The 19,928-nt window shown below is 61.5% G+C and carries 15 protein-coding genes; 3 read left to right on the top strand and 12 right to left on the bottom strand.

The genetic code is table 11. From position 1 onward, the window contains the following. The first annotated feature begins 3 nt into the window (after positions 1 to 3). Positions 4 to 2,322, top strand: coding sequence for an ATP-dependent Clp protease ATP-binding subunit ClpA (clpA, locus tag AWT76_RS08000; protein ID WP_072245885.1), 2,319 nt, complete (start codon positions 4 to 6; stop codon positions 2,320 to 2,322). A 67-nt stretch (positions 2,323 to 2,389) separates the two neighbouring features. Beyond that, the gene (locus AWT76_RS07995; RefSeq protein ID WP_072247587.1) at positions 2,390 to 3,145 is read left to right on the top strand and encodes a rhomboid family intramembrane serine protease; all 756 of its coding nucleotides are present in this window, start codon (positions 2,390 to 2,392) and stop codon (positions 3,143 to 3,145) included. Positions 3,146 to 3,148: 3 nt separating this feature from the next. On the opposite strand, the gene AWT76_RS07990 is transcribed toward AWT76_RS07995, so the two are convergent. The 9 genes from AWT76_RS07990 to AWT76_RS07950 all read right to left on the bottom strand — a co-directional run bounded on the left by AWT76_RS07990 (position 3,149) and on the right by AWT76_RS07950 (position 15,478). Continuing rightward, on the bottom strand, positions 3,149 to 5,629 hold the full coding sequence (locus AWT76_RS07990) for a DUF3772 domain-containing protein (protein ID WP_072245884.1): 2,481 nt from the start codon (positions 5,627 to 5,629) through the stop codon (positions 3,149 to 3,151). Positions 5,630 to 5,632: 3 nt separating this feature from the next. After that, positions 5,633 to 6,667 (bottom strand): cysteine synthase A, encoded by a 1,035-nt coding sequence (locus AWT76_RS07985; RefSeq protein ID WP_072245883.1) that lies wholly within the window; start codon positions 6,665 to 6,667, stop codon positions 5,633 to 5,635. Positions 6,668 to 6,744: 77 nt separating this feature from the next. After that, complete coding sequence (locus AWT76_RS07980; RefSeq protein ID WP_072245882.1) at positions 6,745 to 7,185, bottom strand: hypothetical protein; 441 nt, start codon at positions 7,183 to 7,185, stop codon at positions 6,745 to 6,747. 175 nt (positions 7,186 to 7,360) lie between these two features. Beyond that, the gene (locus AWT76_RS07975; protein ID WP_082700145.1) at positions 7,361 to 8,449 is read right to left on the bottom strand and encodes a Hint domain-containing protein; all 1,089 of its coding nucleotides are present in this window, start codon (positions 8,447 to 8,449) and stop codon (positions 7,361 to 7,363) included. A gap of 243 nt (positions 8,450 to 8,692) precedes the next feature. Continuing rightward, a complete protein-coding gene (locus AWT76_RS07970) occupies positions 8,693 to 9,469 on the bottom strand; it encodes a DUF2189 domain-containing protein (RefSeq protein WP_072245880.1) in 777 nt (258 codons plus the stop codon). 90 nt (positions 9,470 to 9,559) lie between these two features. Next, entirely contained in the window at positions 9,560 to 10,330 is a 771-nt protein-coding gene (locus AWT76_RS07965) for a DUF2189 domain-containing protein (protein WP_072245879.1), read from the bottom strand. Between the two features lie 51 nt (positions 10,331 to 10,381). Next, positions 10,382 to 11,509, bottom strand: coding sequence for a peptide chain release factor 2 (prfB, locus tag AWT76_RS07960; protein ID WP_072245878.1), 1,128 nt, complete (start codon positions 11,507 to 11,509; stop codon positions 10,382 to 10,384). Between the two features lie 78 nt (positions 11,510 to 11,587). Continuing rightward, the gene (locus tag AWT76_RS07955; RefSeq protein ID WP_072245877.1) at positions 11,588 to 14,116 is read right to left on the bottom strand and encodes a penicillin-binding protein 1A; all 2,529 of its coding nucleotides are present in this window, start codon (positions 14,114 to 14,116) and stop codon (positions 11,588 to 11,590) included. Between the two features lie 132 nt (positions 14,117 to 14,248). Beyond that, complete coding sequence (locus AWT76_RS07950; protein ID WP_072245876.1) at positions 14,249 to 15,478, bottom strand: N-acetylmuramoyl-L-alanine amidase; 1,230 nt, start codon at positions 15,476 to 15,478, stop codon at positions 14,249 to 14,251. Positions 15,479 to 15,696: 218 nt separating this feature from the next. Between AWT76_RS07950 and AWT76_RS07945 the strand changes: the two genes are divergently transcribed. Next, the gene (locus tag AWT76_RS07945; protein ID WP_141655911.1) at positions 15,697 to 16,524 is read left to right on the top strand and encodes a DsbA family protein; all 828 of its coding nucleotides are present in this window, start codon (positions 15,697 to 15,699) and stop codon (positions 16,522 to 16,524) included. A 130-nt stretch (positions 16,525 to 16,654) separates the two neighbouring features. Here AWT76_RS07945 and AWT76_RS07940 read toward each other — a convergent pair whose 3' ends face one another. The 3 genes from AWT76_RS07940 to AWT76_RS07930 all read right to left on the bottom strand — a co-directional run bounded on the left by AWT76_RS07940 (position 16,655) and on the right by AWT76_RS07930 (position 19,789). Then, complete coding sequence (locus AWT76_RS07940) at positions 16,655 to 17,812, bottom strand: thiolase family protein (protein WP_072245875.1); 1,158 nt, start codon at positions 17,810 to 17,812, stop codon at positions 16,655 to 16,657. Positions 17,813 to 17,902: 90 nt separating this feature from the next. Then, positions 17,903 to 18,949, bottom strand: coding sequence for a patatin-like phospholipase family protein (locus AWT76_RS07935; protein WP_072245874.1), 1,047 nt, complete (start codon positions 18,947 to 18,949; stop codon positions 17,903 to 17,905). A gap of 66 nt (positions 18,950 to 19,015) precedes the next feature. Next, positions 19,016 to 19,789 carry a 3-hydroxybutyrate dehydrogenase gene (locus AWT76_RS07930; RefSeq protein WP_072245873.1) on the bottom strand — a complete coding sequence of 258 codons (774 nt, stop codon included), beginning with the start codon at positions 19,787 to 19,789 and terminating at the stop codon, positions 19,016 to 19,018. Positions 19,790 to 19,928 lie beyond the last annotated feature (139 nt).

The following is a 19,928-nucleotide window of genomic DNA, read 5'->3' as shown; positions in this document are numbered from 1 at the left end:
GACGTGCCATCATTCTCAACCACTCTGGAGCAATCCATCCACGGGGCCCTGGCCTTGGCCAATGCCCGGCGGCACGAATTCGCAACGCTGGAACATCTGCTCTTGTCACTGATAGACGAGCCGGATGCCAACCGCGTTATGCAGGCCTGCAATGTCGATCTTGACACGTTGCGCAGCACCTTGCTCGAATTCATCGAGGAAGAGCTCGCCTCGCTTGTCACCGATATCGAAGGGTCCGAAGCCGTGCCGACCGCGGCCTTCCAGCGCGTGATCCAGCGCGCCGCGATCCATGTGCAAAGCTCTGGCCGCAACGAGGTGACGGGCGCGAATGTGCTGGTCGCGATCTTTGCAGAACGCGAATCCAACGCCGCCTATTTCCTGCAAGAGCAGGATATGACCCGCTATGATGCGGTCAATTTCATTGCGCATGGCGTGGCCAAGAACAGCCAGTTCAGCGAAGAGCGGCCCGTGACCGGTGCCGATGAAGAACAGGCCGAACAAACCAAATCCGAGGAGAAATCCAAGGAAACCGCGCTGGGCAAATATTGCGTGGACTTAAACAAGAAGGCCCGCGCGGGCGATGTGGACCCGCTGATCGGGCGCGCCTCTGAGGTGGAGCGCTGCATTCAGGTTCTGTGCCGCCGCCGCAAGAACAACCCGCTTTTGGTGGGTGATCCGGGCGTGGGCAAAACCGCGATTGCCGAAGGGCTGGCCAAGAAGATTGTCGAAGGGGAAACCCCGGACGTTCTGTCCGGCTCGACCATTTTCTCGCTCGACATGGGCGCGCTGCTGGCCGGAACCCGCTACCGGGGCGATTTCGAAGAACGCCTGAAAGCTGTCGTGCAAGAGTTGGAGGACCACCCCGACGCCGTGCTGTTCATTGACGAGATCCACACCGTAATCGGTGCCGGTGCCACATCTGGCGGCGCGATGGATGCATCCAACCTGCTGAAACCCGCGCTACAAGGCGGCAAACTGCGGTGCATGGGCTCGACCACCTACAAGGAATTCCGCCAGCACTTCGAAAAAGACCGCGCCTTGTCGCGCCGGTTCCAGAAGATTGACGTGAATGAACCGACGGTGGAAGACACGATCAAGATCTTGATGGGGCTAAAGCCGCATTTCGAAGCGCATCACGACATTCGCTACACGAATGACGCGATCAAGACGGCGGTGGAACTGTCGGCGCGGTATATCAACGACCGCAAACTGCCCGACAAGGCAATCGACGTGATTGACGAGGCCGGTGCCGCCCAGCATTTGCTGGCCGAATCCAAGCGCCGCAAAACCATCTCTCCGAAAGAGATTGAAGCCGTGGTCGCCAAGATTGCCCGCATTCCGCCGAAGAGCGTGTCGAAAGACGATGCAGAAGTGCTGCGCGATCTGGAACGCTCGCTCAAGCGGGTGGTGTTCGGGCAAGACCCCGCCATCGACGCGCTGGCATCGGCCATCAAACTGTCGCGCGCGGGCCTGCGGGAGCCCGAGAAACCCATCGGGAACTACCTGTTCGCAGGCCCGACCGGCGTGGGCAAAACAGAGGTTGCCAAACAACTGGCCGATATTCTGGGCGTGGAATTGCTCCGTTTCGACATGTCCGAATATATGGAGAAACACGCGGTCTCGCGCCTGATCGGTGCGCCTCCGGGCTATGTCGGTTTCGACCAAGGTGGCTTGCTGACCGACGGTGTTGACCAGCATCCACATTGCGTGCTGCTGCTGGATGAGATCGAAAAAGCGCATCCCGATGTGTACAACATCCTGCTTCAGGTCATGGACCATGGGCAATTGACCGACCATAACGGTCGCACGGTCAATTTCCGCAACGTGATCCTGATCATGACCTCTAACGCAGGTGCGGCAGAGCAGGCGAAAGCCGCCATCGGCTTTGGCCGCGACCGGCGCGAGGGCGAAGATACCGCCGCGATTGAACGCACGTTCACGCCCGAATTCCGCAACCGTCTGGATGCGGTCATCAGCTTTGCCCCGCTGGGGCGCGGCATCATCATGCAGGTGGTCGAGAAATTCGTTCTGCAACTTGAAGCGCAGCTTCTGGACCGCAACGTCACCATCGACCTGACGGAAGAGGCCGCGCATTGGCTGGGCGAGCAGGGCTATGATGACAAGATGGGCGCACGCCCGCTGGGCCGTGTGATTCAGGAACACATCAAGAAACCGCTGGCCGAAGAATTGCTGTTCGGCAAATTGGCCAAGGGCGGTGTTGTGCATGTGCGCCTGCGCGACGGCAAACTGGTGCTGGACATGGACGGCCCCGACGCCAAGCGCATCACCGGCAACAAGCCGCCGCTTCTGACAGCAGACTGACCATGCTCTGGCCCGCGTGCAATGCCCGCGCGGGCCGGGCCTTTGGGTTGCATCCGGTGAAAACATGCTGATCCCGATGCGGGACCATAACCCTTCGGGCAAACGCCCCTATGTGACCTACGCGCTTCTGGCGGCCAATATCCTGATTTTTATCAGCTATTATGGCCTGTTCGCCAATGACACCGCGCTGATGCGCTTTTTCATGACATGGGGCATGGTGCCCGCGGCGCTTGGCGCAGGTTTCAGTTTCGAAACCTTGCTGACGCATCAATTCCTGCATGGCGGGATCCTGCATCTGGCCTTCAACATGTTGTTCCTGTGGGTCTATGGCGACAACATGGAAGAAGAATGGGGCCACCTGCGCTTCTTGGGGTTTTATCTGGCGTGCGGCGTGGCCGCCGGGCTTGCGCAATACCTGTCAGAGCCGCAATCGTATATCCCAATGGTTGGCGCTTCTGGCGCTATTGCTGGCGTGCTGGGGGGATACCTGCTGTTCTACCCCCGCGCGCGGGTCGATATGCTGTTGTTCTTGCTGGTTTATTTCCGCATTATCCCGATCCCCGCGTGGTTGGTGCTGGGCGGCTGGTTCGGGATGCAGGTCTTCGCCGGGCTTGGCCCCTCGGATGATGGGGTCGCCTATTGGGCGCATATCGGCGGGTTCGTGGCGGGCGTGGTATTTGCGCTGCCGCTTTGGCTGCGCCGTGGCGGGCGCGCGCTTTGGACGCGCACCCATGGCCACCCGCCCCACCCCGAGGCGCAGTATCGTTTTGTCAGAACCGATATTCCAGCAGCAGGTCGCCGCCGGAACCCGTGGTTGCGGTAAGGTTCAGCGCCCGTCACCCTCTCCTGTGCCGCCATCCGACCCGTCATTGACGATTTCGTCACGGCGCAGAATGGCGACCTTTTGGGCACCATCGCTGCGCGGCACGTCCTTGGGTTCTGGCTGATGATCCGGACGCAGCACTTCGGGGTTGCGCAACCAAATATCGCGCTGCGAGAACGGCATCTCTATCCCTTCTTGCGCAAAGCGCTCTGCGATCTGGTGGCGGATTTCGGTGCGCACCGACAGGCCAAGGCTGACATCGCTCAGCACCATGCGCAGTTCGAACATCAACGCATCGGCACCGAAATCTGCAAAGATCACGCTGGGCGCAGGGTCCAGCAGCGCCAAGGGTTGCGCATCGCCGATTTCCTGCAAGATCTGCTGCACGCGGCGCGTATCGCTGCCATAGGCCACGCCCACCGGCACGATAATCCGCCCGGTCATGTTGTAGCGCGTCCAGTTGGTCACAGACCCGGCAATCAGGTCGGTATTGGGCACGATCACATCGGTTCGGTCAAAGGTCTCGATCGTGGTCGAGCGCACAGAGATAGAGCGCACGGTCCCCATCGTGGTCCCCACCTCGATCCAGTCGCCTTCGGCGATCGGGCGCTCTATCAGCAAGATCACCCCCGAGATGAAGTTCGACACGATATTCTGCAAGCCAAAGCCAATGCCGACCGACAAGGCACCTGCCACGATGGCCAGCCCTGACAGGTCAATCCCGGCGGTCGAAATGGCCACCAGCGCGGCCACAAAGATACCGATATAGCCGGTGCCAGAGATGATGGCCTTCTGCCCGCCCTTGTCGATTCGAGTTTTCGGCAGGACCGTGGTGCCAAGCGCCCCTTGCAGCAGCCGTGTGATGTAATAGCCGATTGCGAAAACCACGATCAGCACCAACAGCGCACTGGGTGCGATCCGGGTTTCTCCAATCTGGAAGCCTTGCAGCAACAACGCGAAGAATTCTGAGATTTCGGTTCCCCGAACACCCCAGATCAGCGCGAATAGCGGCAAAGACCCGATTGCCAGAACAAAGCCCAGCAATGCCGGCACCAACGGTTCGGGTGAATCGTCAGTTCGCTTTGTGGCCAGATCGTAGATATCCTCTATCAGGCGCAGGAACAGCAGCAGCACCGCAAACAACGCCACAGATGCAATGGACGGGTAAAGCAGCGCCTCTGCCGCGTTGCGATAGCCAAGCGCCGCAAGGGTCGGCGCCAGAAGCGCAACAGCCAAAAGCGCGCGCCCCACAAGCCCGATGGCACGGTCCTTGAAGGCAGTATCCTGCCCCGATACCGCATTGGCCTTGGCGTGTTGGATGAACAATTGCCCAAGTCGGAACAAGGCAATCGCGGTCAGCACAATCAGCGGAAAGGCAATGACAGACACGGCCGCGGCGGGGGCGCGTTCATTGCCCAATGCGGCCAATGCGACCTCATACAGGCCGCTGAATAGGCCCAACAGGTTTACCAGAACGCGGCCTTGGGTGCGCTGCCCATCGGTCAGCAGCAGCGGAGAGTATAAGCTGCCCGAAGATGGAAACAGCCACAGCCCGATCCAGCGCGCGATAAAGTAGATAATGCCCAAACCGGCGATGGATTCCGCGATCGCGCTGCCGCGCTCGCCGAGCAAGCTGCTGGACACGGCGGCAAAATACAGCGCCATCACGGCAAGGCTTGGGACGATCACTTGGCTAAAGGATAGCAATAGGCCCAGCAGTCGTTGGCTTTTGGGCGAATTGCCCAGCACTTTTGCGCCGACCGTGCCGCTGCGCATGGCCAAAACCAGACGTTCAATGCCTGCTCTGCCCCGCAGCAAAATGAACGCGCCGAAAATCAGCAAGCCTCCGATCACTGGCAGGTTTTCGCGCAATTGCCGCATACGCAATGTGCTGCCAAGCGTATTGTTGAACTCTTGCGCCACAAGGGCCGAGGAGTCGACAACGCTTGTCACGGCCGGAATCCAGTTGGCCGGGTTCCACGGGTAGGGTTCGACCGCCAGCAGCACATCGGCCTGCCGCGCCCGCATTGACGTGTCAACACGCCGGACAAGCGCGTCGGCCCGGCTGAACGCCTCTTGCGCAGCCGCGCGCGGGGCTTGCACGGTGGCCAGTTCCGCCGCAAGTGCCGCGCGCCGTTCCGAGATGTCGGCGGCTTCGGATGAGGGGTCTTCTGGGGCTGGCCCCAAAGCATCTATCTGCGCACGCAGGCTTTCAATACGCGGTTCGTTGACATTGCGCCCCTCTTGAAACTGGGCGCGGAACGCGACCAGTTCAGCGCGCAGCGCTTCCAGCCGCTCGACCGTGACATCGGGCCGCTCCAGCTCGGCTTCGATCGCGTCTGCGCGCGTGTTCCAGGCCGCATAGTCGGGCTGCTGGGCCACAGGCGCGGCGCTCGGTTCCAGCTCGGGGGCTGTTTGCGCGCTTGCCGCAACCGGAAGCAAACCCAGCAGCAGATAGGTCAGAACGATGTGAAGAAAGTGCATGAGTCAGTCAGTATCCTTGGAGTAAACATCGGGCAGATCGGGCGCGTCCCGGTCAAGCCACGCGGGCACCGGCAACCCCTTGGAGCGCAGGAAGGCCGGGTTATACAGTTTGGACTGATAACGCGTGCCGTAATCGCACAAGATCGTTACGATGGTATGGCCCGGCCCCATATCACGGGCCATATGCACCGCCCCGGCGATATTCACACCAGAAGATCCACCAAGGCACAGACCCTCTTCGGCAAGTAAATCAAAGACATAGGGCAGCGCCTCTTCATCGGGAATGCGGGTGCTGAAATCTGGGGTGAATCCTTCCAGATTGGCGGTGATCCGCCCCTGCCCGATGCCTTCGGTAATCGAATCTCCGGGGTTGTCCTGCCCGGTATACAGTTTGAACAGCCCGGCACCCGCCGGGTCGGCAAGCCCGACCTTGACCCCCTTGGGCTGCAAGGCCGCGCCAACACCGGCCAGCGTGCCCCCAGAGCCGACGGCGCAGATAAAGCCATCGACCTTGCCATCGGTCTGCGCCCAGATTTCGGGCGCGGTCGTTTCGATATGCGCTTGGCGGTTGGCCGTGTTGTCGAACTGGTTGGCCCAGATCGCGCCATTGGCTTCGGTCTTGGCCAGTTCTGCCGCCAGACGCCCGGAATATTTAACGTAGTTATTCGGGTTCTTATAGGGCACGGCAGGCACCTCTACCAGATGCGCACCGGCCAGCCGCAGCATGTCTTTCTTTTCTTGGCTTTGGGTTTCGGGAATGACGATGACGGTGCGAAACCCCATCGACGCGCCGACCAGCGCAAGGCCAATGCCGGTATTGCCCGCCGTCCCCTCTACAATGGTGCCGCCCGGTTTCAGATCGCCGCGCGCAACCGCGTCGCGGATGATGTAAAGCGCCGCGCGGTCCTTGACGGACTGGCCGGGGTTCAGGAATTCGGCCTTGCCCAAAATGGTGCAGCCGGTGGCTTCGCTGACCTTGTTAAGCCGGATCAGGGGGGTGTTGCCGATTGCCTCTGCGAGATTGGACCGGATGAACATGGCTTGCTCCAACTTGAAATGGAATTGGCCGGGGCAAAGGACCCCGGCGCGATGTTACAGGCGAAAAATGCGCGCGCTCAGAGCGTGCCGGACCGTTTGGCCCCACGGGCGAACAGCCAGCACCCCACGGCCACTGCAACCAGTGACCCGGTGAATTGCACCACGTCAACGCCGCCCAAGGTGCCCAAACCATCAATCATGGCCATGCCCCCCCAGACCAGCGACACCAGCGCCGCCAGAACCGTGACCGACAACACCAATACGGCGGCACGGTCACGCAGCAACAGCAGAACCGAGCCGAGCAGCCCCAGCCAAACGGTTGCGCCAATCGCCCCAGAGGCCCATGCCGGGACCGATTCCAGCAACATGGCCAGACCGTAACCATCGGGCAGCGGCAGCATGGCCGCTAGGGGCGCATAGCGCGCGGCGACATACTCAACCGCGTGCAGTCCGAACCACAGACAGCCGACCACCGCAAACAGCGTTAAAAGAGCGCCACGTTCGGTTTTTGCAGGCATGATGGACTCCTTCGCGGGTTTTGCGCAGATTGCCCTGCGATCTTGCAAGTGTCCACCCCCTCAGGCAAACACACTGCGCCGCTGGGCCGGTTTCCCCCATAAGGCGGACAGCAAAAAACCCCGTCCGAAGGGCGGGGTTTTGCAAGTGCGACGCAGATTTGCCAGATGGCGCGTGTCAGGCGGCAAGCAGCGCGCGCGCTTCGTGTTCCTTCAACGACAAACGCGCAGAGACATAGCTGTCTTGCCCGCTTTTCTCGGCCAGTTCCGGGAACAGCGCCAGCAACTCTGCGCGCTGCTCCGCCCCGATCCCGGCCAAGGTTTTCGCGCCGGGTTGGAAGCTTTCGCTCCAAGCGCCATCTGCGCGGATGATCTGGTGTTCGTCGAACATCAGATGGACATAGGTCTGCGGCGTGGTTTCACGGGTAATGCCCGGCTGGCCGACCAGATGCACCGCAGGCACAAGCACTTCGTATTCGCCGAACATCAGTTCGGCCCGCTGACCGCAGATCAACAGTCGGTGCCACGGCGACACGCGCATGTCGCGCACTGGCAGCCCTTCGCCAAGCGCCCCTTTGGCTACCAGCACGGCGGCAAGGTCGGGGCGTGCCGCGAAAGACGCTGCCGTCTGGGCATGGTGCCCGATCCACCTTACCTCGCGATAGCCATTGTCGCGGGTCAGGACATGGTCGCCGATCATGACTTGCTCGACCGGCTTCGGCCCTTGGTCGGTATCGACCAGCGCGCCAACCACGAAACAGCTGATTTCTATGTCAGTTGTAAGGGAAATCTTGACCTCATCAGCCCCACCCGATGTGATACCGGGCGACAGGAAGGGGTCAGACGCAACTTCAATTGACCGAAGTGCAAACCCCGTCGATGGGAAGTCGGGGTCGCGGATGACATCATCACTGGGGCGGATGTAGGACAGCGTGCTGCCATCAGCAGCGGTGATTGTGAGCGCGATGGTTTGCCCGCTGTATTCGACCAAGTCACCGGTATCGACATCGATGAACGTGTAAACGCCCCACATACTATAAGCTTCGGTGAGTTCATAGGGAACACCGCCCACCACCACCTCGGACCCGTAGGGAATGGTGCCGTCCGGTGTTCCGTCCGGAACATCAAACACAACATTGTCTTCAACCGACATCAGCTCGCGCGTCGGGTCGTCGCAGCCACAGCTGTATACTTCGCCGAAGCTACCCGCGGTCACCTGACCACCCTCGTCCAGCAAAATCAAACCATTCGCAACAACTTCAGGCATCTTCCCACCTCACAAACGATCATGTGTGACGCAGCGGCGCGCAAGACGCGCGGAAACGCACCCTTAACCACCCTTTCCACACACACCGGGTTCATTAACATATTCGACCTTCACGCTGCCAACAAAAAACGACAAAAATAAGTCCGCGCACCGATTTCTGCGCGAAAAATTCGAATATTCGTCGCAAAAACAGGGGCAATCGCGCTGGTGTCGGCGGAATGTTCTTGAAACGCTGACGTTTTTTTAGGGTAAAACGCGCCGATACAGGTGCCAAGACGCATGGCCCAGCACCGGCAAGACCAGAAACAGGCCCAGAAACGCCGGCAGCATTGCGACAAATAACAGGGCCGCGATCGTCAGTGCCCAAAGCGCCATTGGCACGGGGTTCAGCGTGACCACTCGGACAGAGGTTATCATCGCGGTGATGAAATCCACCTCGCGGTCCAGCAAAAGCGGCAGGCTGACCACGGTCAGGGCAAACATGACCGCCGCCATTGCCCCGCCAATGATACCCCCGACCGCCAGCATGGTCAGGCCGGTGCTGCTGAGCAGCATGTCAGCGGTCGAACTGGTTATGGGTTGCAGGCCAAAGAAGAGCGCAAAGGTCGTATGCGCGACAAAAACCCAGAACATGAAGGCCAGCATGATGACCATGGCCATGGACGGCACCTGCCGGTCCTTTTGCGCAAAGACGCAACCAAGAATGGCCGACCAATCCAGCGCCACGCCCGCTTCCAGCCTGCGGCTGACATCGTATAGCCCAGTTGCGGCAAAGGGCGCCAAAAGCGGAAAGCCGACCGCGACCGGAATGAACCACCAGCTTTGGCCCGAGGCCATGAAAACCGCATACAGCACCAAGCCGCCCAGAACATAGACGCTTGAAAACACAAGGCCGAAGGCTGGCGCGCGTTTGAAATCATGCAGGCCCGCGCGCAGCAGATCGGGAATGTCGCGCGTGGAAATCACCCGTGGTTCGGGGATAACGGATGGCGGCGCGACGGTGCTGATATTGTCTGACATGGCTGGTCCTCCCTTTGGGAAGGATAGGGGTGCGACAATCTGTCATGCAAGACAAATAAAAGGGCAGGACCACTGCCCTGCCCTGCCTGCTTAGCCAACGCTGCGCCGGTATAGATGCCATGTCGCATGGCCCAGCACCGGCAGCACCACGAACAGCCCCAAGAAGGCCGGGATCATGGCTGCAAACAACAACCCCGCAATGATGGCGGCCCATGTCAGCATAACCCGCGGGTTGCGCTGCACGGTTTCGACAGAGGTTATCATGGCTGTCACGAAATCGACCTCGCGGTCCAGCAGCATGGGCAAGGAAATGACAGTGACTGCGAACAGCGCCAGCGCTACGGCCGCACCGATGGCGCTGCCGACCAGCAGCATGAACACGCCTTCGGCGCTGGCCAGCAGGCCAAGACTGTCAAAGCCGATGCCGCTGCGGGCCATGAAAATGGCAAACACCCCGCGCGCAAGGATAATCCAGAAGCCGAACACAATCAGCACACCGACCGCCATTAGCGCCAGTTGCCCGTCGCCCCGCCCGCGCAGCGCGCTTAACACCGGAGGCCATGACAGCGGCTCGCCGCGTTCCAGTCGGCGGCTGACCTCGTACAACCCAATCGCGGCGAAGGGCGCGAATAGCGGAAAGCCTGCGGCAATCGGCACGAACCAAACGGGCTGGCCCATGGCACCAAGGCCAAACCACAGCGCCAACCCGCCCGCGACATACACCAGCGCGAAAAACAGCCCAAAGGCAGGGGCACGTTTGAAATCGGCCCATCCGGCGGCAAGGGCCGCGCGAAGGTCATCGGTGCCAATCGTGGACACCGCAGGGCGTTGGGACGTGTTGGATAACTCTGTCGTCGTCATGGCACTCTCCCTGATAAAGAAAGCACAATGATAGCTGCGACAATTTGTCCGTCAATCGGTTGCGTTGGCCTCTGCACGCGATTTGCCCGACACGTCCATGGCCAGCGTCGCGCCCATGAACCCATCCAGCGCCCCATCCAGCACGCCTTGGCTGTCGGATGTTTCATGCCCCGTGCGCAGGTCTTTGACCATCTGGTAGGGGTGCAGAACATAGGACCGGATCTGGTTGCCCCAGCCGGCATCGCCCTTGGCATCGTGCGCGGCCTCAATCGCTTCGGTGCGCTTGCGCAATTCCATTTCATACAACCGTGATTTCAGCGCATTCATCGCGATTTCGCGGTTCTGGTGCTGCGATTTCTGGCTAGAGGTGGTGACAATGCCGGTCGGGATATGCGTGATGCGGACCGCAGAATCGGTGGTGTTGACGTGCTGACCACCCGCCCCGGAAGAGCGGTAAGTGTCGATGCGAATATCGGATGGGTTGATCTCGATCTCGATATTGTCGTCCACGACCGGGTAAACCCAGACAGAACTGAAGGATGTATGCCGCCGGGCGGAACTGTCATAAGGCGAAATGCGCACCAAGCGGTGCACGCCCGATTCCGATTTCAGCCAGCCATAGGCGTTATGACCGCTGATCTTATAGGCGACAGAGCGGATGCCCGCTTCCTCGCCCGCGCTTTCGGACATCAATTCGACCGTGTAGCCTTTCTTCTCGGCCCAACGCACATACATGCGCGCCAGCATCGACGCCCAGTCACAGCTTTCCGTGCCGCCTGCGCCGGCATTGATCTCTAGGAAAGTGTCGTTGCTGTCAGCCTCGCCGTTCAGCAGGGCTTCCAGTTCCTTTTCGCCTGCGGATTTGGCCAGCTTGCGCAATTCTTCCTCGGCCTCGGCCACCACATCGGCGTCGCCCTCGGCCTCGCCCAGTTCGATCAGGCCGATCTGGTCTTCCAATTCCTGCGCGATCGAGCGGTAGGTTTCCAGCGCATCCGACAGCATCCGGCGGTCACGCATCAGCGCTTGGGCGCGGGCGGGATCGTTCCACAACTCTGGGTCTTCGGTCATGGCGTCGAATTCTTCCAGCCGGTGCGGGGCGGTTTCGATATCCATGCGCTGTCCCAACAGGGTCAGGGATTTGCGGATCTGCTCGATCAGGCCAAGCGTTTCAGAGCGCATTGCGACGGTCCATCTTCAAAGGGAATGTGTGTTGAGCCCGGTGCATAGCTTGCCGTTCCGGGCGGGGCAAGTGCGGCGCTAATACAGCCCGCCCGTGGTGACCGTGCCGAAACTGGCCCCCGGCGGTGGCGGCGGCGTGCCGCGCCCGGCATCCTCGCGTTCCAGCGCATCATATTGCTCGCCGGGCTCGAACATGGGCAGGTCGCCCCCCATGGCAAAGCCGCCGTCAATGATCGCGGCCAAGCCGAAGATCGGCTCTTCGCCCTCGCGGAAGAATTCGGCCACCACGTTCGAGCCGCTGGCATCATCGGGCAAGCGCGCGCCCGTCACCCGGTCGATTTTCAGAAAATACCCGTTATCGGGCACGCGGAAGCGCCCACCGCCATATTTCTCGATGGCGTGCTGCATGAATTCGTTAAAGACCGGGCCGCACATGCTGCCGCCCCCTGCCCCACGCCCCAACGGCTTGGGCTGGTCATAGCCCAGATAGCACCCGGCCACGATGTTAGACGTATACCCCACGAACCACACATCACGCGCGTCATTGGTGGTGCCGGTCTTGCCCGCGGTCGGGACCGGCAGGTTGATGGTATTGGCCGCGGTGCCACGCTGCACCACGCCTTCCATCATAGAGGTTAGCTGATAGGCCGTCACCTCGTCCATCACCCGCGCGCGGGTCGAACTGATCCAGGGTTTGCGGCCCTGCGCCAGCGACGCTTCGCTGCAATCCACGCATTCGCGCTGGTCATGGCGGTAGATGGTGCGCCCGTAACGGTCTTGGACACGGTCAACCAAGGTGGGTTCAACCCGCTCGCCGCCATTGGCGAACATGGCATAGGCCGCAACCATCCGAAACAACGTGGTTTCCTGACTGCCAAGGGCATTGGCCAGAAAGGTCTGTGCCCGGTCATACACTCCGAAACGCTCGGCATAGCCGCCCACGACATCCATACCGATTTCCTGCGCAAGCCGGATGGTCATCAGGTTGCGCGAGCGTTCAATGCCGGTTCGCACCGGCGTCGGGCCATAGAACTGGTTCGAGGCATTGGTGGGCCGCCACAGGCCTTGCGGCGTGTCAATCTCGATTGGCGCGTCGATGACGATGGTCGCGGGCGTGAAGCCGCTATCCAGCGCCGCGGCATAGACAAAGGGCTTGAAGGCCGATCCCGGCTGGCGCTGGGCCTGCGTGGCGCGGTTGAACACCGATTGCTGGTAGGAAAACCCGCCCTGCATGGCAATCACGCGGCCATTATTGACATCCATCGCCATGAACCCGCCCTGAATCTCGGGGACTTGGCGCAGCGACCAACGCAGAAAGCTGCCATCCTCGTCAGAGGTGATGGCGCGCACATAAACCACATCGCCCACATTCAGGTTGTCCGACAATGACCCGCGCGCCCAATCAATATCGGGGCGGTCCACCACATGCGGCGCGTTGCGATCGCTCGGGACACCTTCAATGCCCAGCCGCGCGCGGTCGGGGCTGACTTCCAGCACAACGGCAGGGTGCCAGCGATTGCCAAGCCTGATATCGCGTGCAAGGCTCAGCTCTGCCAAGGCCGCGCGCCAATCTTCTTCGCGGCCCAGCAACTCTGCCGGGATGGTTTCGCCCGTGGTGCGCAATTCGCCCAAGCTGCGGTCGTAATCTTCCAGCGCGCGTTGCAGCGCAATGGCGGCCTTGTCCTGCATTTCCGGATCAACGGTGGCGCGGATGCTTAGACCGCCGCCAAAGAATTCGTCTTCGCCAAAGCTGTCGGACAGTTGGCGGCGCACCTCATCGGTAAAGTAGTCGCGCGGCGGCATAGCATCGCGCGGGCTGGGAAAATCACCAGATTGCACGGTGCGCAGCGGCAAATCTTTTGCGCGGTCATGCGTGGCACGGTCGATATAACCGTTGCGCAGCATCTCTCCCAAAACATAATCCCGCCGCGCTACGACGCGGTCGTAATTGCGCACCGGGTGGTAATTCGAAGGCGCTTGCGGCAGCGCGGCCAGAAATGCCGCTTCTTCGACCGTAATTTCATCCAGCGTCTTGTTGAAATAGGTCTGCGCGGCGGCGGTTACACCATAGCTGTTCTGACCCAGAAAAATCTCGTTCAGATACAGTTCCAGAATTTCGTCTTTCGTCAACGTGGTTTCGACCCGGCTGGCAAGGATCAATTCCTTGATCTTGCGCTCGCCGGTGCGGTCGCCCGACAGAAGGAAGTTCTTCATCACCTGCTGGGTGATGGTGGACGCCCCGCGCACGTTGCGCCCGCGCGACTGCACCGCTTGGTAGGCCGCCGCCCCGATGGCGCGCAGATCAAAGCCGCCATGAACATAGAAATTGCGGTCCTCGGCAGAAATGAAGGCCTGTTTGATCAGATCGGGAATATCCTCGACCGGGGTGAACAGGCGGCGTTCCTGCGCGAATTCGTCAATCAACCGCCCCTCGCCCGAATAGATGCGGCTAATAGATGGGGGCGCATAATTGGCCAATTGTTCATGGCTGGGAAGGTCTTGGGCATAATGCCAGAACACGCCTGCAATCAGCAGGGCAGCGGCCAGCATTCCGGTAATCAGAAAACTGAAAATTCCGCCGAAGAAAGAAAAAATCGCGCGCAGCACCGATACCACCTTTTGACCTGATGCGCCGCTTATACAAGTGCGGGGGGGCAAGGTCAAAAGCCGATGGGTCACATATGCGCGCGACTTTGCCGATTGCCGGTGCTGCTGGGGCAGACATGTCCTTGGTCGCGCCTAGCGGTGCAAGGCCGCGCGGCGCGCGCGGTCGGCGCTGTGCCAGTGCTCTAGCGCATCGGCCACGGCGCGCGCCATCACGTCACGCCATTGCGGGTCTTGCAGCCGGGCCATATCGCGCGGGCTGGACATGAAGCCCAGCTCCAGCAGCGCCGATGGCATATCCGGTGCGCGCAGCACCGAAAACGCCCCCGATTGCACCGGGCGGCGGTGTAGCCGCAAACCGGCCGCGCCAATGCCTTCGGCCAGCGCCTGCGCCAGCGCCGCGTTGCGCAGCTTTGTGTCCTGCCACGCGACCGACATCAACACCGAGGCGATTTCATCCGTGTTGCGCGACAAATCAACGCCAGCCAGCAGGTCGTCGCGCGCGTGGCGGGTGGACAGAATTTCGGCGGTCTGGTCGCTGGCATCCTCTGACAAGGTATAAACCGCGGCCCCGCTGGCCAGCCCTTCGGGCAGCGCATCGGCATGCAGCGACAAGAACAGGTCTGCCTGCACCTCGCGCGCCGCGCGCAACCGCTGATCGAGCGAGACGAACACATCCGCATCGCGTGTCATATGCACCTCGAACCCGCCGCGCCGCGCCAATTCGGCGCGCAGCGTTTGCGCGAAGGCCAGAACAAGCGCCGCTTCTGACTGATCGTCGCGCACCGCGCCGGGGTCCAGCCCGCCATGGCCGGGGTCCAGCATGACGCGCAAAGGTCGGGCAGTGTCAGATGGCGTGGCCGCAGGTGCTGACGCGTGCAGCAAATGGTCGGAATAGCGGGCAACGAAATCTGCTTCATTCGTGGCTCGGGCCTCGAACGCTTCAAGGGCGGCACGGCGCAGCGTGACCTTGACCTCTGCGCGACCGGTTTGCGCGTCAACACTCTGGGCGACAACATCGGGCAGCATTGGAAAGCCAAGGTCCAGCACCATCCGCGCCCAACCGTCGCCCCGATGGCCGTAGCGCCAGTCGCGCAGCCCCGCGACCTTTGGCCAGTCCAGCCCCTGCCAATCCAGCGTGTTGAACTCCATCACCACGCGCGGCGGATTGGGCAACAGGCGCACGCGGTAGGGAACCGGCTGGCTCAGCGACAAGCGCAGCGCCACCGCATCCCCAGATGCCGAAAGCGTGCTTTGCGCCGGATCAACCCGGGCCTGAACCGCGCCTTGCGCCCATGCGCCGCCACCGCCCAAGGCCAAGACCAGCAAAAGCCCGCCCAGAATGAAACTGCTAACCCGTGTCATGCCCTGCCCTGCCGCGGTTTGCCGCGATCAACCGCAGTCTAACGCCGGATGATGCTTACGGCAAAGCCCCGCGCCCCGACCACACGGGATTTTGTGCAAGTTGATGCAATCGGGCCGAAAAGTCGCAAGCGTCAGGGTTGATTCCCTGACCGTGGCAAGATTTAACTGGACGGAAAGCGCGGGACTGCGCGCGCCGCATTTTGATACAGGAGCCAGATATGACACTTCCCCTGAGCGATTCCGCCTTGATCGGCACATGCCTTGCGGCATCGGCGCTGGGCCTGATCGTGCTGACCAGCGGGGGCGGCGGCGCGGCCCCTGAACCGGAATCCGCGGCGCAAACCGAAACCGCATTGCCACTGGGCGCAACCCCAGCCGCGCCCGATGCGGTGGACCCGGAATTTGGCGAACAGGTGCGCGCTTACCTTTTGCAGAACCCGGAAGTGATTTTCGAAGCCGTCGCCGAATTCGAGCGCCGCAACGCACAAGCCCAAGGCGATATGGACGGCGCCCTGATAGAGGCCAATGCCGAGGCCTTGTTCAACGACCCGATGTCATGGGTCGGCGGCAACCCCGAGGGCGATGTCACCTTGGTCGAGTTCCTTGACTACAAATGCGGCTTTTGCAAACGCGCCTTGCCCGAAGTGGACGCGCTGCTGGAGCAGGACGACAATATCCGCGTGATCGTTAAGGAACTGCCCATCCTTGGAGCGGAATCAGAGCTTGCGTCGCGCTTTGCGATCTCGGTCCTCGATCTGGCGGGACCAGAGGCTTATGAAAGCGTGCATGTCGAATTGATGGGCTATGAAGGGTCGATCACCCCGGATTATCTGGAAGATGTGGCCGACTCGCTTGACCTTGAACTGGAAGAGATCGTGGCGCATATGGACAGCGATACGGTCAGCGATGTGATCGAAGGCAATCGCGCGCTGGCGCAGCGGTTGCAGATTTCCGGCACGCCAACCTTTGTGATGGGCGACCAGATGATCCGCGGCTTTGTTCCGACCGATGCCATGCTGGAAGCCGCCGCCATCGCGCGGCAATAAGCGCAAGCCAGCAGCCAGTTTCAAAGGGTCGCCTTCGGGGCGGCCCTTTTGCGTTGGCGGTCTGGGCGGGGTCCGGCACGGTCCAGCCGTTTGCGCATGGCGCTGCCGGCTTGCTTATGCGCCTGCCGTCTCAGACGGCTTCAAGCGCCACTGCAATGCCCTGCCCGCCGCCCACGCACATGGCAACCAGCGCGCGGCCCCGGCCCGCGCGCGCCAACCCATGCGCGGCCTTGACCGTCAGGATTGCGCCGGTCGCGCCAACCGGGTGGCCATGCGCGATTGCGCCACCATCAGGATTTGCGCGGAGAGGATCGAGACCCAGTTCGCGGGCGACGACAAGGGCTTGGGCGGCAAAAGCCTCGTTCGATTCGATCAGGTCAAAATCGTCGATGCCGAGGCCCGTTCGCGCCAATAGCTTGCGCACGGCCAGAATCGGGCCATAGCCCATGCGCGACGGGTCCACCCCGCTTTGCGCCGCAGCCGTGATCCGCGCCATGGGCGTGTGCCCCTTGGGCACCGCGCGCGCCAGCACCAGCGCCGCCGCCGCATCGCCAAGCGCGCCGGAATTGCCTGCCGTCACACTGCCCCCCGGCACGAAGGCCGCAGGCAAGCGCCCCAGCAGCTTGGCAGAGGTGTCGCGCGGCCCTTCATCCTGCGCGACCACCCGCCCGCATGGCAGGTCAACAGGCACGATCTGCGTGGCCAATCGCCCTGCTTCCTGCGCGGCGCGGGCACGCATGTGGCTTTGCAGCGCGCAATCGTCTTGTGCTTCGCGGCTGATCTGGAATTCGCGCGCCAAGGTTTCCGCCGTCACCCCCAGTTTGACACGGCCAAAGGGACAGGTCAGCGCGGCATCCAGCAGGTCAACAACCATGGTATCGCCCAGCCGCTTGCCAAACCGCGCCGCTGGCAGCAGATGCGTGGTGCGGCTGATGGTTTCCACGCCCCCCACCAGCGCCACATCGGCACCGCCCAAGGCCAGCGTCTGCATGCCCTGCACAACGGCTTGCAGGCCAGAGCCGCAGAGCATGTTCACATTCACCCCGCTGACCGTTTCGGGCGCACCCGCGCGCATCGCGACAATGCGCGACAGATACAGATCATCGGGTTCCGACAGGCTGACCATACCAAAGGCGCTATGCTCTATCCGCTCTGCGCCCAGCCCTGCATGCGCAATCGCCGCTTGGGCAACATGCGTGCCAAGCTGCAAGGCCGACACGCCTGACAGCCCGCCGCCGAAACTGCCAATGGGGCTGCGACATGCGGACAGGATGAAAATATTATTCATGGTAAATGCCTAAAGACCCCGTTTCTTGCGCATTTGAGCGACAGGGCTTGCAGCATTCAACCCCAGATTTACAAATTCAGAAACAACAACCTAAGATTGTTGGGAATCGTCGAACATTGCATCCAGATCAAGCGAGCTACGTTGGTTCAGATCGTCCTTGTGGCGGGTCAGGAACCCATCACAGGCCTTGCGCCCGGCCTCTTTAAGCGTGTGGAGCAGATACGGCGTCGGCGTAAGCTTGGTTGTGACCGACAGGCTGGTCATCAGGGCATCATCCGCGATCATGTGCAACAGCACATCTTTCATGGCGCCGCGCTCGACCCGGTTTTCCCCGATCAAGCGCTTGACGAACCGGATCGCGCGCAATTCCCGCAACAACGAGGAATTGAAGCTGATCTCATTCACCCGATTCTGGATTTCTTGCGGCGTGTTGGGAACATCATCGCGAAATAACGGGTTAATGCTGACCACGAGGATATCATCGGGCAAATCGCGCTTGAACAGCGGGAACAGCGCCGGGTTGCCGGTATAGCCACCATCCCAATAGGCATGGGTTTGGCCGGTGGCGGGGTCGGCAATCTCGACCGCTTGGAACAAGGTTGGCAGGGCGGCGCTGGCAAGGATCACCTCTGGCGCAAGCTCGGCCCCAGAGAACACCTTGATCTTGCCGCTGCGCACATTGGTTGCGGCAATGTGCAGCGCAGGCCCCACGCCCGCACAGACCCGGTCAAAGGCCAGCCCTTCGACAATGGGTTGCAGCGGGTTGCGATACAGCGGCCCCAGCGCATAGGGGCTGGCGACCAGCGCGGCGGCATCCATGGCAGAGACCGGCATGAACCGTTCCGCCCATGTGTTCAGAACCCCCACAGGCGGCAAGGCCTGCGCGATCCAGCCAGTCAGGCGCAGATCATGCACCGCGCCGATTCTGTGCCACAGCGCATCCAGCGCCGCGCGGCCACCCGCGCGCCCATCCTGCACCATGCCCGCCTTCAGCGCAGCGGCATTCAGCGCGCCCGCAGAGGTGCCGGAAATCGCCGCGATCTCTATATCGTCTTCTTGCAGCAGCCGGTCCAAAACGCCCCATGTGAAGGCGCCATGCGCGCCGCCGCCTTGCAGCGCCAGATTGATCCGTTTCATCCCTGCCCTACCCATGTCAGCTTGCCCGAAAGACCAGCGGCGTGACCGCGCCCAAGTGCGCGGCCGTCACAATGCTGTCCAGCCACCATCCACCGAGATCGTGGTCCCGGTAATCTGCGCCGCGGCGTCAGAGCACAGGAATACCGCCGTTCCGCCCATCTGCTCCACGGTGGCAAAGTCGCCCGAAGGCTGGCGTGCCAGCATGACCTCGCGGATGACGGTCTCGCGGTCCATGTTGTGGGTTTTCATCTGGTCGGGGATCTGCTTTTCCACGATCGGCGTCAGCACATAGCCGGGGCAGATGGCATTGCAGGTCACGCCCTTGCCCGCCGCTTCCAGCGCGGTGGTCTTGGTCAAGCCGACCACGCCATGCTTGGCCGCGACATAGGCCGATTTATAGGGGCTGGCGGTCAGCCCATGCGCCGAGGCGATATTGATGATTCGACCCCAGCCTTGAGCATACATCGCCGGCAGGGCCGCAGCCGTGGTGTGAAAGGCTGACGACAGATTGATCGCGATGATCGCATCCCATTTCCCGCCCGGAAACTCTTCCAGCTTGGCAACATGCTGGATACCTGCATTGTTTACCAAAATATCGCAGCCGCCGGCTTGTTCAATCAAGGCGCGACACTGTTCGCCTTGTGCCATATCGGCCGGAATATACCGCACCGAAACCCCTGTTTCCGCCGCGATTTCCTTGGCCAAGGCGTGGTCTTCGGCAGTGTCCGTGTAGGAATTGAGCACGACATCAGCACCCGCGCGCGCAAGTTCCCACGCAATTCCCAGACCGATCCCCGAATTCGACCCGGTGACGATGGCGCGTTTTCCGGCAAGCTGCATGATATCCCTCCTGTTACGCTGCTACGCAGCATATCGGCTTGCAACAGGGATTCCAGCCATGTCGAACCAAGGGCCAAAAAAAAGCGCCCGCACAAGGCGGGCGCAAGTCATTGAGGCAGGTTTCATACAGGCAAGAAAC

Origin of the sequence: Roseibaca calidilacus (assembly GCF_001517585.1) — a bacterium.
GTDB classification, from domain to species: domain Bacteria; phylum Pseudomonadota; class Alphaproteobacteria; order Rhodobacterales; family Rhodobacteraceae; genus Roseinatronobacter; species Roseinatronobacter calidilacus.
The sequence above is the reverse complement of the archived record's forward strand: the minus strand, read 5'-3'. Positions and strand labels throughout refer to the sequence as shown.

Excerpts from the sequence above, each read along its gene's own strand:
- AWT76_RS07990 (WP_072245884.1), bottom strand. The coding sequence starts at position 5,629 with ATGCACTTTCTTCACATCGTTCTGACCTATCTGCTGCTGGGTTTGCTT.
- AWT76_RS07985 (WP_072245883.1), bottom strand. The coding sequence starts at position 6,667 with ATGTTCATCCGGTCCAATCTCGCAGAGGCAATCGGCAACACCCCCCTG.
- AWT76_RS07980 (WP_072245882.1), bottom strand. The coding sequence starts at position 7,185 with ATGCCTGCAAAAACCGAACGTGGCGCTCTTTTAACGCTGTTTGCGGTG.
- AWT76_RS07975 (WP_082700145.1), bottom strand. The coding sequence starts at position 8,449 with ATGCCTGAAGTTGTTGCGAATGGTTTGATTTTGCTGGACGAGGGTGGT.
- AWT76_RS07970 (WP_072245880.1), bottom strand. The coding sequence starts at position 9,469 with ATGTCAGACAATATCAGCACCGTCGCGCCGCCATCCGTTATCCCCGAA.
- AWT76_RS07965 (WP_072245879.1), bottom strand. The coding sequence starts at position 10,330 with ATGACGACGACAGAGTTATCCAACACGTCCCAACGCCCTGCGGTGTCC.
- prfB (WP_072245878.1), bottom strand. The coding sequence starts at position 11,509 with ATGCGCTCTGAAACGCTTGGCCTGATCGAGCAGATCCGCAAATCCCTG.
- AWT76_RS07950 (WP_072245876.1), bottom strand. The coding sequence starts at position 15,478 with ATGACACGGGTTAGCAGTTTCATTCTGGGCGGGCTTTTGCTGGTCTTG.
- AWT76_RS07945 (WP_141655911.1), top strand. The coding sequence starts at position 15,697 with ATGACACTTCCCCTGAGCGATTCCGCCTTGATCGGCACATGCCTTGCG.
- AWT76_RS07940 (WP_072245875.1), bottom strand. The coding sequence starts at position 17,812 with ATGAATAATATTTTCATCCTGTCCGCATGTCGCAGCCCCATTGGCAGT.
- AWT76_RS07935 (WP_072245874.1), bottom strand. The coding sequence starts at position 18,949 with ATGAAACGGATCAATCTGGCGCTGCAAGGCGGCGGCGCGCATGGCGCC.
- AWT76_RS07930 (WP_072245873.1), bottom strand. The coding sequence starts at position 19,789 with ATGCAGCTTGCCGGAAAACGCGCCATCGTCACCGGGTCGAATTCGGGG.